This window comes from Neorhizobium alkalisoli, assembly GCF_002968635.1.
GTDB lineage: Bacteria > Pseudomonadota > Alphaproteobacteria > Rhizobiales > Rhizobiaceae > Neorhizobium > Neorhizobium alkalisoli.
Genome location: NZ_PVBN01000009.1, coordinates 99,370 through 114,360 on the forward strand (window position 1 = coordinate 99,370; position 14,991 = coordinate 114,360).

Annotated in this window: 11 protein-coding genes; 5 read left to right on the forward strand and 6 right to left on the reverse strand. The window is 61.8% G+C overall.

The genetic code is table 11. The annotated features are described in order from the left end of the window. From nirD to cysG, 5 genes are all read left to right on the forward strand, one after another. On the forward strand, positions 1 to 339 hold the full coding sequence (nirD, locus tag C5L13_RS19330) for a nitrite reductase small subunit NirD (protein WP_105384897.1): 339 nt from the start codon (positions 1 to 3) through the stop codon (positions 337 to 339). A gap of 48 nt (positions 340 to 387) precedes the next feature. After that, positions 388 to 1,233 (forward strand): formate/nitrite transporter family protein, encoded by an 846-nt coding sequence (locus tag C5L13_RS19335; RefSeq protein ID WP_105384898.1) that lies wholly within the window; start codon positions 388 to 390, stop codon positions 1,231 to 1,233. A 49-nt stretch (positions 1,234 to 1,282) separates the two neighbouring features. Next, on the forward strand, positions 1,283 to 3,016 hold the full coding sequence (locus tag C5L13_RS19340) for a bifunctional protein-serine/threonine kinase/phosphatase (protein WP_105384899.1): 1,734 nt from the start codon (positions 1,283 to 1,285) through the stop codon (positions 3,014 to 3,016). Between the two features lie 290 nt (positions 3,017 to 3,306). Next, positions 3,307 to 5,979, forward strand: a complete 2,673-nt coding sequence (locus C5L13_RS19345) for a nitrate reductase (protein ID WP_105384900.1) — start codon at positions 3,307 to 3,309, stop codon at positions 5,977 to 5,979. Further along, positions 5,951 to 7,429 (forward strand): siroheme synthase CysG, encoded by a 1,479-nt coding sequence (gene cysG / locus C5L13_RS19350; RefSeq protein WP_105384901.1) that lies wholly within the window; start codon positions 5,951 to 5,953, stop codon positions 7,427 to 7,429. The genes C5L13_RS19345 and cysG overlap by 29 nt, the downstream gene beginning before the upstream one ends. A gap of 53 nt (positions 7,430 to 7,482) precedes the next feature. On the opposite strand, the gene C5L13_RS19355 is transcribed toward cysG, so the two are convergent. The 6 genes from C5L13_RS19355 to C5L13_RS19380 all read right to left on the reverse strand — a co-directional run bounded on the left by C5L13_RS19355 (position 7,483) and on the right by C5L13_RS19380 (position 14,937). Then, the gene (locus C5L13_RS19355) at positions 7,483 to 9,819 is read right to left on the reverse strand and encodes a polysaccharide biosynthesis tyrosine autokinase (RefSeq protein ID WP_105384902.1); all 2,337 of its coding nucleotides are present in this window, start codon (positions 9,817 to 9,819) and stop codon (positions 7,483 to 7,485) included. A gap of 76 nt (positions 9,820 to 9,895) precedes the next feature. Beyond that, the gene (locus C5L13_RS19360) at positions 9,896 to 10,801 is read right to left on the reverse strand and encodes a UTP--glucose-1-phosphate uridylyltransferase (RefSeq protein WP_105384903.1); all 906 of its coding nucleotides are present in this window, start codon (positions 10,799 to 10,801) and stop codon (positions 9,896 to 9,898) included. After that, positions 10,792 to 11,805: a glycosyltransferase family 2 protein gene (locus tag C5L13_RS19365; RefSeq protein WP_105384904.1), complete on the reverse strand. Its 1,014-nt coding sequence runs from the start codon at positions 11,803 to 11,805 to the stop codon at positions 10,792 to 10,794. Before C5L13_RS19365 ends, C5L13_RS19360 begins: the two co-directional genes overlap by 10 nt. After that, positions 11,802 to 12,731, reverse strand: coding sequence for a glycosyltransferase (locus tag C5L13_RS19370; RefSeq protein ID WP_105384905.1), 930 nt, complete (start codon positions 12,729 to 12,731; stop codon positions 11,802 to 11,804). Before C5L13_RS19370 ends, C5L13_RS19365 begins: the two co-directional genes overlap by 4 nt. Further along, a complete protein-coding gene (locus C5L13_RS19375; protein WP_105384906.1) occupies positions 12,731 to 13,735 on the reverse strand; it encodes a glycosyltransferase family 2 protein in 1,005 nt (334 codons plus the stop codon). Before C5L13_RS19375 ends, C5L13_RS19370 begins: the two co-directional genes overlap by 1 nt. Positions 13,736 to 13,743: 8 nt before the next feature. Beyond that, on the reverse strand, positions 13,744 to 14,937 hold the full coding sequence (locus C5L13_RS19380) for a glycosyltransferase (RefSeq protein WP_105385040.1): 1,194 nt from the start codon (positions 14,935 to 14,937) through the stop codon (positions 13,744 to 13,746). Positions 14,938 to 14,991 lie beyond the last annotated feature (54 nt).

Here is a 14,991-nt window from a genome sequence, read left to right on the forward strand (position 1 = left end):
ATGACGATGAACTGGATTGCAATCGGCAAGATCGACGACATCCCGCTTCGCGGCGCCCGCTGCGTGAAGACGCCCATGGGCAAGATCGGCGTGTTTCGCACGGCCGAAAACCAGGTCTTCGCCATCGAAGACCACTGCCCCCACAAGGGCGGGCCTCTCAGCCAGGGGATCGTGCACGGGACCTCGGTGACCTGCCCGCTCCACAACTGGGTGATCTCGCTCGAAACCGGCAAGGCTCTCGGCGCCGATGAAGGCGCCGTCAAAACCATTCAGCTCGAACTGCGCGGCGACGACATCTTCATGGCTCTCGAGAGCCTGGTGCTCGCCGCGGCCGAATAGTGATTGCCAATATACCTACAAGAATCGTGACTGGTGGAGGAAATAGCCATGTCCTACGTAGCCCCGCAGGAACTCGCGACGAAAATGATCGACGCGGGTGAATCGAAAATCTTCATGTCCACCAAGGACACCTTGATCCGCGCCTATATGGCCGGTGCAATCCTGGCGCTGGCAGCGGCCTTCGCCGTCACCATCACCGTCAACACCGGGCAGCCGCTGCTCGGCGCGCTGCTCTTCCCGGTCGGCTTCTGCATGCTCTACCTGATGGGCTTCGATCTGCTCACCGGCGTATTCACGCTCGTGCCACTGGCCTTGATCGCCAAGCGTCCTGGCGTGACGATCGGCGGCGTGCTGCGCAACTGGGGCCTCGTTTTTGTCGGCAATTTCGCCGGCTCCATGACGACCGCCGTCTTCATGGCGATCATCTTCACTATGGGCTTTTCCGAAGCGCCCAACGCAGTCGGCCAGAAGATCGGGGTCATCGGCGAATCCCGGACGATCGGCTACGCAGCCGCCGGAGCAGCCGGCATGCTGACCCTCTTCGTGCGGGCGGTCATGTGCAACTGGATGGTTTCGACAGGGGTCGTCGGTGCCATGATGTCGAACTCGGTCTCCGGCAAGGTCATTGCCATGTGGATGCCGATCCTGGTCTTCTTCTATCTCGGTTTCGAGCATTCCATCGTCAACATGTATCTCTTCCCGTCGGGCATCATGCTGGGCGGCCAGTTTACCTGGCTGGACTACTTCCTCTGGAACGAGATCCCCACCGTGGTCGGCAACCTTGTGGGCGGTCTGACCTTTGTCGGCGGCGTCATCTACGCCACCCACTACAAGACCTCGCCGAGCCGCAAGGGTGAGGAAAAGCCCGCCACACGGCTTGTCGCTGCGGAGTAATCTGCGCGGGCTCCGCCTCAAGGGCGGAGCCACTCTTCAGGAAGAAGCAATGCTGCAGTCTCTCGCCCCGGGTAAGCTCGTGCTCGACATCGGCCAGTATTCGGCACCCGGCCGCAAGGCGATCAATCAGGATTTCCACGGCGCCATCGTCCCCGAAGGCGCCGCACTTGCAATGAAGGGCGTGGCGCTTGCCATCGCCGACGGCATCTCTTCGAGTCCAGTCAGCCACATCGCTGCGGAAACCGCGGTCAAGAGCTTCCTGACCGACTACTACTGCACCTCCGACGCCTGGACGGTAAAGACTGCTGCAAGCCGCGTGATCGACGCGACCAATTCCTGGCTCAACGCACAGAACCGAGGCGTGGAGGATCGCGACCACGCACATGTGACGACGTTCTCGGCACTCGTCCTCAAAGGGCGTCAGGCACATATTTTCCACGTAGGCGACAGCCGCATATGGCGGTTGTCCGGCGGCAATCTCGAGCCGTTGACGACCGACCACCGCCTGACGCCCTCGCAGAGCGAAAGCTATCTGGGCCGGGCGCTTGGTCTCCTCCCTTCCGTCGAGATCGATTATCACCGGCTGGACATCCATCCCGGCGATGTTTTCGTCCTGACCACCGACGGCATCCATGACCACGTCGCTCCTCGCAATGTCGCCGCGCGCCTCATGCCAAAGGGAGATCTGTCGGCAGCAGCGAAGGATATCGCGGCCTCGGCCTTTGAGGCGGGAAGCGACGACAATCTGACGGTCCAGATCGTCCGGATCGAAAACCTGCCGGACGACGATTTCGAACCGGTCTTCGATCATGCGGGTTCGCTGCCTCCGGCACCCCTGCCCCGGATCCCGGGCGATTTTGAAGGGTACCGGCTCCATAGGCAGATCCATGCGAGCAGTCGCAGCCACCTCTTTTTCGCGACCGAACCGGAAACCGGCGAGAACGTGGTCCTGAAATTCCCCTCGGCAGATCTGCGAGAGGACGAGAACTACCTTCGGCGCTTCGCAATGGAAGAGTGGATTGCACGCCGCGTATCGAGCGTTCATGTGTTGAAGAGCCGGCAACCGCTCAAGCCGCGCCGGTCGCTTTACCTCGTGACTGATTTCGTAGAGGGCGAGACGCTTGCGCAGTGGATGACGGACCGGACGAAAGCCGATCTCCGTTCAGTGCGTGACATCATCGGCCAGATCGCCAGCGGGCTCCGCGCCTTGCACCGGAAGGAAATCATCCACCAGGACCTGCGGCCGGAAAACGTCATGATCGACCCGAGCGGCACCGTGAAGATCATCGACTTCGGATCTGCAGCGGTGGCCGGCGTGATCGAGGCCGCGCCGAGCCTGGACGACACCGACATACTTGGAACGGTGCAATACGCCGCGCCGGAATATTTTGCCGGCGACCGGGGAAACGAGCAATCCGACCTCTATTCGCTCGGGGTAATCGCCTATCAGATGCTGACGGGCCGCCTGCCCTATGGTCCTGCGGTGGCACGCACTAGAAGCCGGAAAGAGCAGCAGAAGTTACGCTTTGCCAGCCTGCGCGAAATACGTCCCGATGTGCCGGATTGGGTTGAGGAGGCAATCCGCAAGGCCGTCCATCCCGATCCCGCCAAGCGATATGCCGAACTCTCGGAATTCGAATATGACCTGTCGCATCCGAACGCAAAGCTTCTGGGCACACGCCCGCCATCCCTGATGGACCGTAACCCATTGCTCTTCTGGCAGGTTTTAAGCCTGTTTTTAGGGCTTACCATTGTTGGTCTGCTGGCGCGAGACTTCGTTTGAAAAGGCAAATGCATAATTTTTAAGCTGCAATTGCAACTTATTAAATCTTGTGCAATTTCGTTTCTTTTGCGATGATACAGGCAGAACAAGAGCCGCTTGCGGCCATGTTTCAGAGCCGGCAAATCCGCAACGAAGCGGGGTCCGCCGACAGCCCAAATTCAGGCGCCAGCATCGACGCTGTGTACTCACCAGGCTCCATTCGGGACTGGCTGATTGCGCAGCGTTTTCGTTTTTGGCTCCTGGAAATGCCTCTACCGCATACTGTCGCCCAGCGAGGAATTAGTAGGTCAATGCATCCAGAACTCGGAAATGAGAACAGCATAAAGACCACCTGCGCTTATTGCGGCGTCGGCTGCGGCGTCATCGCCTCGGTGGACGAAACCGGCGCGGTGAAAGTCGCAGGCGATCCCGATCATCCCGCCAACTACGGCCGCCTCTGTTCGAAGGGCTCGGCGCTCGCCGAGACCATAGATCTCGATGGTCGGGTCCTCTATCCCGAGATTCACGGCCAGCGCGCCGAATGGGATGAGGCCCTGGATCTCGTCGCCGGCAAGTTTTCCGAGGCCATTGCCGAGCATGGACCGGATGCCGTGGCCTTCTACGTCTCCGGCCAGCTTCTGACGGAAGACTATTACGTCGCGAACAAGCTGATGAAGGGCTTCATCGGCTCTGCGAATATCGATACCAATTCCCGGCTCTGCATGTCCTCTTCCGTCGCCGGCCATCGCCGCGCCTTCGGCTCCGACACCGTGCCCGGCACCTACGAAGACCTGGAACTCGCCGACCTTGTCATCCTTACCGGCTCCAACCTCGCCTGGTGTCATCCCGTCATCTACCAGCGACTGGCAGCAGCGAAAGCCGCCCGCCCGGCGATGAAGGTGATCGTCATCGATCCGCGCCGCACCATGACCTGCGACATCGCCGACCTGCACCTGGCGATCCGGCCGGATGGCGACACGGCGTTGTTCATGGGGTTGCTCGCGCATCTCGCAAAAAGCATCGCGATCGACCAGGATTACATTGCCGCCCATACCCAGGGTTTCGCCGAAGCTTTCGCTGTCGCTTCCGCGCTCCCTTTTTCTGAACTGATCGAGCGCACCGGCCTTCCGGCTATGGAGATCAGGGAATTTTTCCGCCTGTTCGAGACGACGGAAAGGGTGGTCACCTGCTACAGTCAGGGCGTCAACCAGTCCTCCTCAGGCACCGACAAGGTCAACGCGATCCTTAACTGCCATCTGGCGACGGGCCGCATCGGCAAGCCGGGGATGGGGCCCTTCTCGCTGACCGGTCAGCCGAACGCCATGGGCGGCCGCGAGGTCGGCGGCCTCGCCAACATGCTCGCCGCCCATATGGCGATCGAAAACCCGGATCATCGCGACCGGGTACAACGGTTCTGGGCATCCCCGACGATCGCGCAAAAGCCCGGCCTCAAAGCGGTCGATATGTTTCGTGCCGTGGCCGACGGGCGGATCAAGGCGCTCTGGATCATGGCAACCAACCCCGTTGTCTCCATGCCGGACGCTGCCGCGGTCGAAGCGGCGATCAAGGCCTGCCCCTTCGTCGTCGTCTCCGATATCCTGCCCGATACGGATACGGCGCGCCACGCCCACGTTCTTTTGCCCTCGCTCGGCTGGGGAGAGAAGGACGGTACCGTCACCAATTCCGAACGCCGCATTTCCCGCCAGCGACGCTTCCTGGCAGCTCCTGGGCAAGCCAAAGCCGACTGGTGGCAGCTTGCCGAGGTCGGACGCCGCATGGGTTTTGCCGGTTTCGATTTTCGGTCTCAAGTCGAGATTTTCGCCGAACATGCGGCCCTCTCGGCTTTCGAGAACAACGGCAGCCGCGATTTCGACATCGGCGCGCACGAGGCGATCGACACGGAGGCATACGACTCTCTCGCACCCTTCCAATGGCCGCTACCTGCAGGCCCGGAACCCGGGACGACACGCTTCTTCGCCGATGGCGGTTTCTACCACCCGGATCGCAAGGCGCGCTTCGTTGCCGTGCAAGCGCCGGCGACCGATCGGACCAGCAAACGATATCCGTTGACACTGAACACCGGCCGCATCCGCGACCATTGGCACACCATGACCCGGACCGGCAGGAGCGCCAGGCTTTCAGGCCACATCGCCGAACCCTTTGCTGAGATTCATCCAGCCGATGCGATGAAACTCGGCATCCAGGGTGCCGGCCTTGTGGAAGTGGAAAGCGCTTTCGGCAAAACCGTCGTGCGGGCGCTGGTGACCGAACGACAGGCACAGGGAAACGTCTTTGTGCCGATGCACTGGAACGACCAGTTCGCGGCGCAGGCACGCATCGATACGCTTGTCGCCCCCTTGACGGACCCTCATTCAGGCCAGCCGGCATCCAAGAACGTCCCCGTTGTCGTCCGCCCGTTCGGGGCGGCCTTCTATGGATTTGCCGTGTCTTCAGCCAAACCGGCCGGCGTCACCGCAGACTACTGGGCACTCGCCAAAGCTGACGGCGGATGGAGAACGGAACTCGCCTTCAGCACCCAGATCAGCGACTGGACGGCCTGGTGCCGTAAAGCCTTTTCAATCGATGCCGATCTCGAACCGCTCGGTTATGCCGATCATGACACCGGCATCCTGCGGCTTGCCTTCTTCGATGGCTCGAAACTGCTCGCCGCCCTTTTCGTGGCGCGAGAACCCGTCGCCGTCGCCCGCAACTGGGCAATCGCACAACTGACCGCCGAACACAGCAACCTTCGCAAGCGCTTTGCCATCGTTGCGGGCCGCCCCGGTGCGAACCAGCCGGATCCGGGCGCAACCGTCTGCTCGTGCTTCTCGGTTGGCGTCAATCGCATCATCGGCGCCGTCCGCGGCGGCTGCCACAGCGTCGAAGCTGTCGGCAAAGAAACCAATGCCGGCACCAATTGCGGCTCCTGCCGCGCTGAAATTAGGGGGATCATCGATGGATGTCTTGCAGCAGCAGCGGAATGACGCACCCGCCCGCATGGCGCCCCTTGCAAAGCTTCCCGTCTTCTGGGGACTTGAAGGCAAGCGGGTAGTCATCGTAGGCGGATCGGATGCCGCGGCATGGAAGGCGGAACTTCTGGCCGCTTGCGGCGCCGAGGTTCATGTCTATGCGGAAGGCCTCACCGAGACCTTCGGAAAACTGATCGAACGGGGAGCCGAGCATCGCCAAGGCCGTTTCGTGCATCATCCCCGGATGTGGAATACCGATGCGTTGGAAGCTGCCGCCCTGGCGATCGCCGATTGCGAAGAAGAGGACGAAGCGGAGGCCTTTTTCAATGCCGCGCGCAGAGCCGGCGTGCCCGTCAACGTCATCGACAAACCAGCTTTCTGCCAGTTCCAGTTCGGTTCGATCGTCAACCGTTCGCCGGTTGTCGTATCGATCTCCACCGACGGCGCGGCGCCGATCCTGGCCCAGGCGATCCGCCGGCGGATCGAGACGCTTCTGCCGCAATCGCTGAAAGGTTGGGCCGAGCTTGCCCAGTCGATGAGAGAAAAGATCAATGCCCGGCTTGCGCCGGGTCAGCAGCGGCGCGCCTTCTGGGAGCGTTTCGTTGATCGTGCTTTTGCAGGTTCCAATACGCCGGAGGAGGCCGTCGGCGGGGCGCTTCTGAGGGAAGCCGAAAGGCTCTCGGAGGCGCCCGCCACCGGCCGCGTCACGCTCGTCGGCGCCGGTCCGGGCGATGCGGAATTGCTGACGCTCAAAGCCGTGCGTGCGCTGCAGGCCGCGGATGTCATCCTCTTCGATGACCTTGTTTCCGACGATGTGCTGGAACTCGCCCGCCGCGAGGCAAAGCGCATGCTGGTGGGCAAACGCGGCGGCCGCGAAAGCTGCAAGCAGGAAGACATCAACGCGATGATGGTCAATTTTGCGAAGGCCGGCAAACGCGTCGTGCGTCTGAAATCCGGCGACCCGATGATCTTCGGCCGTGCGGGCGAGGAAATCGCCTGCCTGGAGCAGGAAGGCATACCCGTCGATGTCGTACCCGGCATCACTTCGGCGAGTGCTATGGCCTCCCGGCTCGGCGTTTCGCTCACCCATCGTGACCATGCGCAGGGCGTGCGCTTCGTCACCGGCCACTCCCGCAAGGGCGTCTTGCCGGATAATCTCGACTGGCGCGCACTCGCCGATTCCAACACCACGACGATCTACTACATGTCGGGTCGCACCGCCGGAGAGATTGCCGCCAAACTCGCTTCGGCGGGAATGAGTTCCTTGATGCCCGCAGTCATCGTCAGCGCGGTGAGCCGGCCGAACGAGCGGCGCTGGAGCGGTTCGTTGAACGAGATGTCTGCCGCGATGGCCGAGATCGGCGTCGACGAGCCGGTGCTGATCGGTATCGGCGACGTGTTCCGCAAGGTTCTGCGAACCGCAGACACAGATCGCCTGGACAGCCGGATGGCTGCACGCGCCTGAGACATGCGGACGAGCTGGAATGAGAAGGGGCGGTAAAAACCGCCCCTTTCAGTTTATCGCGGCGCCGATGCGGAGCCTTCCTTGTAGTAGGAGAGATAGTTGTTGCGCAGCCGCTCGGGCGCGCCAGGATCCGCATAGCGGTGCAGTTCCGACATCTCCGTCTTGTTGAGGATGACGCCGACCGTCTTCGAGGCGATCTGCGGCTCCGAACGCATCACCGACTGCACTGCCTTCGACGGCGTGACACCCCACTCCGTTACGAAGATGAAGCCGTCGACATAAGGCTCGAAAGCCTTGGCATCGATCACCGGGATGAGCGGCGCCAGATCGACGACGATGACATCGAACGCATCCTTGACGCTTTCGAGGAACTGGCTCATGCCGGCTGAAGCAAGAAGTTCGCTCGTATGGGCAAGCTGCTTGCTGCGCGTCGTCATCGGCAGGATCGTCAGCCGCGACCGGCGGTCGACACGCGCTGCGTTGGTCCAGGATGTCTTCTGCAGCACGACCTCGACCAGACCGACCTCCGGCTCCGATGCCAGCATGCGGCTGAGCCCCGGATTGCGCAGATCCGCGTCGATGACGAGGGTGCGCACGCCGCTCGAGGCGATGAGACCCGCGAAATTCGCGGCAACCATCGACTTGCCCTCGCCGGGAAGGCAGGAAACGACGCCGATGACCCGGCATTTGCGCTCCTGCAGCATGATATCGCAGGCAAGCTTGGTATTTCTGAGCGTTTCGGCGAACTGCGAACGCGGGGCTTCGACGGCGACCCTCATCAGACGTCGGAACGAGATCGGGTTGCCGGGCGGTGCGGCCGCAGCCTCCGCCTCGGTCGGCTGAGGCGCCGGTTTCTCTTCGGCATGGGTGCCGGAGAGCTTCGGCAGATAGCCGAGGAAGCGAAGGCCCAGCTTGTCCTGAACATCGTCGCCGGTGCGGAAGAAACGCTCGCGCAGTTCCAGCAATGTTGCCGCCGCGCAGCCAAGCATCAGGCCGAGCACGACCGACAATGCCATGGTGAGCGTCTTGCGTGGGCTGGAGGGCGCCGTCGGCGTGCCGGCATCGGAAATCACCCGTGCCTTTGCGATCGGGAACGACTGCCTCTGTGTCGCCTCTTCGAATCGACCGAGATACGATTCGTAGAGCGTCTTCAGAGCCGCAGCCTTCTGCTCCAACTCACGAAGCTGCACCATCGAGACGTTGGCCTGCGAGTTGCGGCCTGCGACCCGGTCGATGCTGTCGCGGAGCGATTTCTCGCGCGAGCTCGCAACTTCGAATTCGTTGCGGAAACTTCCCGTCAACTGCTGAAGTTCGCGGTAGATCTGCTGGGAGATCTCCTCCTTCTCGCCCTTGAGGGCAACCGCCTGGGGATGGTTTGCACCAAACTGCTGGATGACGCCCCGTTCGCGGTCGTTGATTGCGATATAGCGCTTGCGAAGATCCTGGATCACCGAGTTGTCGGTATCGCGCGCCGAAATGACGGCATTCTCGACGGCCGCCTCGGCACCCTTGTCGATGATCGCCTTGTATTGCTGATAGCGCGCCGAAGCGGTCGCGGAATCGGCCTGGGCGACGATCAGCTGGCTGTTGAGGTCGGAGAGCTGCTGACTGGAGAGCAGTTCCCCGCGCGGAGAGACAAGCCCATGCTCGGTCTTGTACTGCTCGACGGCCAGCGATGCCTGTTGCGCGCGGGTATTGAGGTCGTTGAGCCGCTCCTGCAGCCAGAACGAGGCGCGTTCCGACGCATCAAAATTGGCATTGAGCTGATCCGTCAGATAGGAATCCGCATAAGTCCGGGCGATCGCCGCAGAGAGCAACGGGTCGGCAGAGCGGATGGAAATCGCAATGACGGAGCTGCGCCCGACGCGCTCCACCGTCACAGCCTGCTGCAGGAGGGCGGCGGCCTTCTCGCGTCGACCCATACGCTCGAGCTCTTCAGAGGGCGGCGGTCCGCCTGGCGTCAGCATGGCGGTGACGCTCTTGATCGCGCCCTTGGCAAGGTCGATCGGCGACCGCGGCGGGTTCACCAGCGTCTCGTTCTGGTCGAATTTACCCTTGTCGACGACGCGCAGTGCAAGCGCCTTCGACTTCAGGATTTCCACGGCACTCGACATGCGATTGTCGATCTGCTGGGCCGTCTGGCCGTCCTTCTCATCCTCGGCGTAGCGCGAGAGATTCTCGTCGATGAGAATCTGCGTCATTGCCGTGTAGATTGGCTGGGCCATGAAAAGATAGAGCCCTGCGAGCACGACGGTCGCGACAATACATGCAGCGATCACGCCCAAGCGGCGGATTACCGCTGCCCAGAGCTTGTCGAGATCGATGAACGTGTCGCTGTCACGCGTCTCGCTCGGAAATATTGTTCGCGGTCGAAAGTTTACCTGATCCATGGGGCTCGCTTTCCGGAGCTTGTAAGTGACGGACGGCAGCCGCTGCTGCCGTCCGCCGCAAATGAGGTTGTGTTTGCTATGCAGCCTGGACCCGCGTCTCGTGCGAGGTCAGCAGTTCCTTGAGAGAGGCATAGATTTCGGCGCCCATGTCGGCGCGCAGCATGGCGAATGCCACATTGGCTTCGACAAAGCCGCGCTTGCTGCCGCAATCGAATGTGCGTCCCCTGTAGGGATGCGCATGGAACGGCTGGACCTGGGCAAGCTTGTGCATGCTGTCGGTCAGCTGAATCTCGTTGCCGGCGCCGCGTTCCTGACGGGCGAGAAGCTCGAAGATCTCCGGCTGGAGAATATAGCGCCCATTCAGGTAATAGTTTGACGGCGCGTCCTCCGGTTTCGGCTTTTCCACCATGGCGGTCACTTCGAAACCGTTCTTGACGCCTCGGCCGACACCGACGACGCCGTAGCTGGATGTCTCTTCGGGCGCACATTCCTCGACTGCAAAGACATTGCCGCCGACCTCTTCGTAGAGTTCCATCAGGCCTGCCATGCATCCCTGAGGGCCATAGGACACCATGTCGGGGAGCAGGAGGGCGAAAGGCTCGTTGCCAACAAGTTCACGGGCGCACCAGACTGCATGTCCGAGGCCGAGCGGCACCTGCTGACGGGTATAGCTCACGGTGCCGGCGACCGGCAGCATCTTTTCGAGCTGCGTCACCTGCACGGTCTTGCCGGAGCGCGTCAGGGTCGCAATCAGCTCCGGAGCGCTGTCGAAATAGTCCTCGATTGCGGTCTTGTTGCGGCTGGTGACGAAGATGATGTTCTCGATCCCTGCCTGCATGGCTTCATCGACCGCATACTGGACGACGGGGCGATCGACGATCGTCAACATTTCTTTCGGCATGGCCTTGGTGGCCGGCAGGAACCGAGTCCCATTGCCTGCGACGGGGATCACCGCCTTTCGAACTGGTCTATTCATATCCATTCCTTCGTCCTTTCCGGAGGGCGCCCCCGCCCTATCCGATCGGATTTCAGTTGGCGCCAGCGGTGTCCCACCAGCCGGCGCATGCGGACAGCAATCGGCATACGCAGGTGCTTGAGTGCACCTGGATTTCCGATTGCTGTTTTCAAGAAGCCTCCGACGGAGCCTTTCTTGATTTCGTCGACGAGCGTCAGAAATGCCGTCGCCTCGTGGAAACTTCTGGTGCGGCGCCGCTGAGCGGTCATGGCCTTGGCATCCAGCTTGTAGCGAGCGAGGAAGGCCCGGTCGGAGGCCAGCATCGCGTCGATGTGGGATTGCTCCAGCACCCGCGAAATCGAACCCTGCCTGAGGTGATAGACGTAACCGACATCCGGCGTGATCGCGCAGCGTGCGCCGCAAGCAAGCGCTGATGCGAGCAGCAGGTAGTCTTCCCCTACTCTCAGCGTGTCATCGAAGCGCAGTTGGTGGCGGACCAGGAAATCGCGTTCAAAGATCGGCTTCATGTAACCGAAGTTGAAGGTCGACTGGAAGATCACGTTCGAGCCGATGAAGTCGGCAAGCGTCAGGATCGGCCGCCGCTTCAGCGCTTCCCGGGTAAACATCGTCTGCGGCTTTCCGCCTTCGATGGGAATAACGTCGAGATTGTCGAGCACGACCTGAGCCTCGGCTTCCTCCGCCCGCTCCAGCATCGTCAGCAGCCGCGTCGGATAGACGGTGTCGTCGGCGTCGAGAACGGCAATCCATCGTCCACGCGCCGCCGCAAATCCGGCATTGCGGGCAGCCGCCGGGCCGCCGTTTCTCTCCTGCTCGATGAGCCGCACCCGACCATCCGGATAGTGGCGCACGAGTTCGCGCGTGCCGTCCTTCGAGCAATCGTCGATGACGATCACCTCTACCGTTACACCGATCTGGGCAAGGGCGCTGGCAATCGCCTGTCCGATCGTATCCTCGGCATTGTAGGCCGCGATGACAAAACTCACGTCTGGATGGAAATCGGACATCGTCATGCGGCTTCGACGGCTCCATATTGACGGATTTCGCGCATTCCAAGCGTGCCGGAGACCACGCCGGCATGAAGCGCGGCGCGCAGGACATAACGATTGCGGTTGATCGGTGAAAATGCCTTCGCCGCAGCCATTGCCGTGCAGAAAACGAGTTTCAAGCCCGCAAGTCCGGTCTGCCTGGCGCGGCTTAGGCCGGTGTTTTTTGCAGCCAGAATGCGTCCATGCGTCTGACCCGACCGGAAACGGCGCTTGGCAAGCCAGGAAAAGCTGGCCCGCTTTTCCGGAACCCGCTCCTCGATAATGGCATCCCGGGCGAACTCGATGCGCCCTCCATCGTCGGTCAGTCCCGTGAAGAAATGGGTATCCTCGCCGCCGCTCTGTCCGAGCGAAAGTGCAAACCGTCGCCCGGCGACCGCAGGCGAACGCATGTCGAGCAACACGTTGCAGGTATAGCCGGTCCTGATCCGCCCATCGACCCACACTGGCATCGTGGAGTGGAAATCGCCCTTCCGCATCCACCCCGCGCTTCGGCCGTCGTAGATCGCCCTGACCGGGCCGAGCACCGCATCGGCCCCGCTGTGCATCAAGGTAGAGAAAAGTTCGGCAAGCCATAGGGGCGTGGCCGTCTCGTCGTCATCGATGAAGGCGAGATAGTCCGCGTCGCTTTCGGCAAGACAGGCATTGCGGGCGATGGAGATATTCGATTCCGGGCAGTGTACGTAATGGATCGGAAACGGCGAATGCACCCGCATCTCGTCGACCAACGCCCGCGCGCTGGGACCTGCGTCGTTATCGGCGACTATCAGACGCAGCTGGACCCCCATGGGTTCGGCAAGCCTGAAGAGGGATTCGAGCGTCGCCTGCAGTTCCGGTCTCCGATAGGTGCAGATGCCGATATCGATACGAACAGATCTTTCGCCTGCCGTCATCACACAGTCCTCCTCGGTCGAATACCGGCCAATTCCAGCCAGAAGCCCGCAGACCAGGCGAAATGCATGATCATTGCCGACAGCGACGCGAGCGGGCCATAGGGATTTTTCTGCCCGACGGCCATCCAGACGCCGTAGCCGAGGCAGGCCGCGGCCCAGATCGCCAGCGGCACTGCCGCCCACCAATAAAGCAGAGCCAGAAAGGCCCCGACCACGACCGGCGCGACCGCCAACGGGATTGCCTGCCGGAGCTTCGGGACCGAGCGGTGTTTCAGGAGGTTCTTCGCGCGGCCGCGACCATAGGCAAGATATTGCTTGAAGAGCGCCGACGCGCTGGCTCGCGGATAATAGGTCATGTAGGTCTTGCCGGTCATCCAGATGCGGGAGCCCGCGGCACGCAGCCTGAAATCCAGCTCGGCATCCTCGTTGTGGCTGAAACTCTCGTCGTAACCGCCGACTGAACGAAAGGCCTCAATTCGCATCAGGGCGTGATGGCCGTGATCGACCCATTCACCGCCGCCGCCGGCACGATGCTTGGAGCCGCCGTTGCCGAGCTTCGAGTTCTGGGCGATGGCGGTTGCCTTCTGGAAGAGGCCGAAACCGACCGTCTCCATACCCACCACCACGGAATCGGCGTTCATCTCGATCGCCTCCTGGATAAGGGTCCGGCAATAGTCATCCGGATAGTCGCCATGTGCGTCGATACGGATGAGATAGTCCCGATCCTCGCCGAAACGATCGACGGCAAGATTGATGGCAGCACTCTGTATCCGCTTGGGATTGGCGAGCAGCAGAAGATCTGGGATTTCGGATGTGAGGCTGCCGACGATGTCGGGCGTGCCGTCCTGGCTGCCGCCGTCGGCCACGACGATCAGCATATCCATCGTTCCGCGCTGTGCGTTGAGCTTGCGCAGGAGCGGCTCGATCGTCGCCGCCTCGTTGAGGCAGGGGATCACCAGAAGCGTTCGGACATCCTGGATATCGGAGAGTAAACGCGAAACCATACTCCACCTCACGATTGCACGGTTGAGACAGCCGACACATCTGCCGGCGACGAGACGCTGGGATGTAGGGCGGTGAGCCGGGAGACAAGGGCGCGGCAATCTGCGGGGCCGGTGATCCACTGGCTGCGCTCGACGGCGGCAAGGTGCGAAACGAGATCGAGGTAACGCGTCTCGGTCATACCGTTGAACAGCGTCTCGAGCGCTTCGGGCGTGGCTTTTTCAATCATCGGGCCAATTTGCCGGTTCTCCACGAACCTGCCGGTCTCCGTTCCGGAAAGTGCAATCGGGACCGCGCCGTAGAGACCGCCTTCGTAGAGCCGGTTCGGCAGGAGCCAGCTTGAATTGAGCCCTTCCTCGAAGAAGTCGATCGACCAGCTGAACTGGACGTCGCGATAGATTGCGGCGAGATCCTCCGGATTGCGGTAGGCGCCGTGGAATTCCACGTGAGGCGCCCCGCTCACCTTGGCATCGAAATCATCGAACTCGCTGTAGGCAGGGCGACCGCGCAGCACGACTTCGACCTTGCCGTCCATGCGTTCTGCGAAGTCGACCAGGATATCCAGCGATTTTCGGCAACGGAGCGCACCGAACCAGCCTATCCGCCAGGGTTGTCCCGGCTTCGGCAATCGCGGCGCCGGCGCGGCGGAGACGACTTCGGGCTTCAACGCCAGCACCTTGTTCTCCAGCAGCAGGATCGGCAGGTCCAGTCCGGAACGAGGCTTGAAGAAATTCTCTACGAAAGCCGGCGAGCTGGTGATGAGCAGGCTGGCCCGGCTACCGAAATAGCGCTGGACCTGACGCATCAGGCGGCCCTTCGCACCGTCGTCGAGAAGCAGCCGGTGAATGTCGAGGCATTCGTAGACCACGGGGATGTCGCGGCCGAACAGGGAAGCGGCATGGCCTGCCAGTGCCAGGGTCTCCAGGTTGCGGGCAATGATGACGTCCGGCGGAGTTACGTTGGCCAACTTGGATTTCAGGGTCATGCGTGCAGCGATCACCGCGCCTATACGCTGAGCAAACCGGCCGTCGGCGGTCCTCCCGAGCACGATCGTCGGCACATCCCGCTCGTCGGCCAACACGCTGGCTCCGCGCTTGAAACCCGCGACCGTGACGCCTGCGCCACCCGCCTTCAGCGTGAGCACGCGGCGCCTGATCGCCGCGTCGGCGAGATCGTGAGCGAGATAGAGAACATTCAGACTCAAGTGGTCCAACTCCTTTTCAAACCCGTCCGATTACTCCAACATCGTTGGAAACCG

Excerpts from the sequence above, each read along its gene's own strand:
- nirD (WP_105384897.1), top strand. The coding sequence starts at position 1 with ATGACGATGAACTGGATTGCAATCGGCAAGATCGACGACATCCCGCTT.
- C5L13_RS19335 (WP_105384898.1), top strand. The coding sequence starts at position 388 with ATGTCCTACGTAGCCCCGCAGGAACTCGCGACGAAAATGATCGACGCG.
- C5L13_RS19340 (WP_105384899.1), top strand. The coding sequence starts at position 1,283 with ATGCTGCAGTCTCTCGCCCCGGGTAAGCTCGTGCTCGACATCGGCCAG.
- C5L13_RS19345 (WP_105384900.1), top strand. The coding sequence starts at position 3,307 with ATGCATCCAGAACTCGGAAATGAGAACAGCATAAAGACCACCTGCGCT.
- cysG (WP_105384901.1), top strand. The coding sequence starts at position 5,951 with ATGGATGTCTTGCAGCAGCAGCGGAATGACGCACCCGCCCGCATGGCG.
- C5L13_RS19355 (WP_105384902.1), bottom strand. The coding sequence starts at position 9,819 with ATGGATCAGGTAAACTTTCGACCGCGAACAATATTTCCGAGCGAGACG.
- C5L13_RS19360 (WP_105384903.1), bottom strand. The coding sequence starts at position 10,801 with ATGGATATGAATAGACCAGTTCGAAAGGCGGTGATCCCCGTCGCAGGC.
- C5L13_RS19365 (WP_105384904.1), bottom strand. The coding sequence starts at position 11,805 with ATGACGATGTCCGATTTCCATCCAGACGTGAGTTTTGTCATCGCGGCC.
- C5L13_RS19370 (WP_105384905.1), bottom strand. The coding sequence starts at position 12,731 with ATGACGGCAGGCGAAAGATCTGTTCGTATCGATATCGGCATCTGCACC.
- C5L13_RS19375 (WP_105384906.1), bottom strand. The coding sequence starts at position 13,735 with ATGGTTTCGCGTTTACTCTCCGATATCCAGGATGTCCGAACGCTTCTG.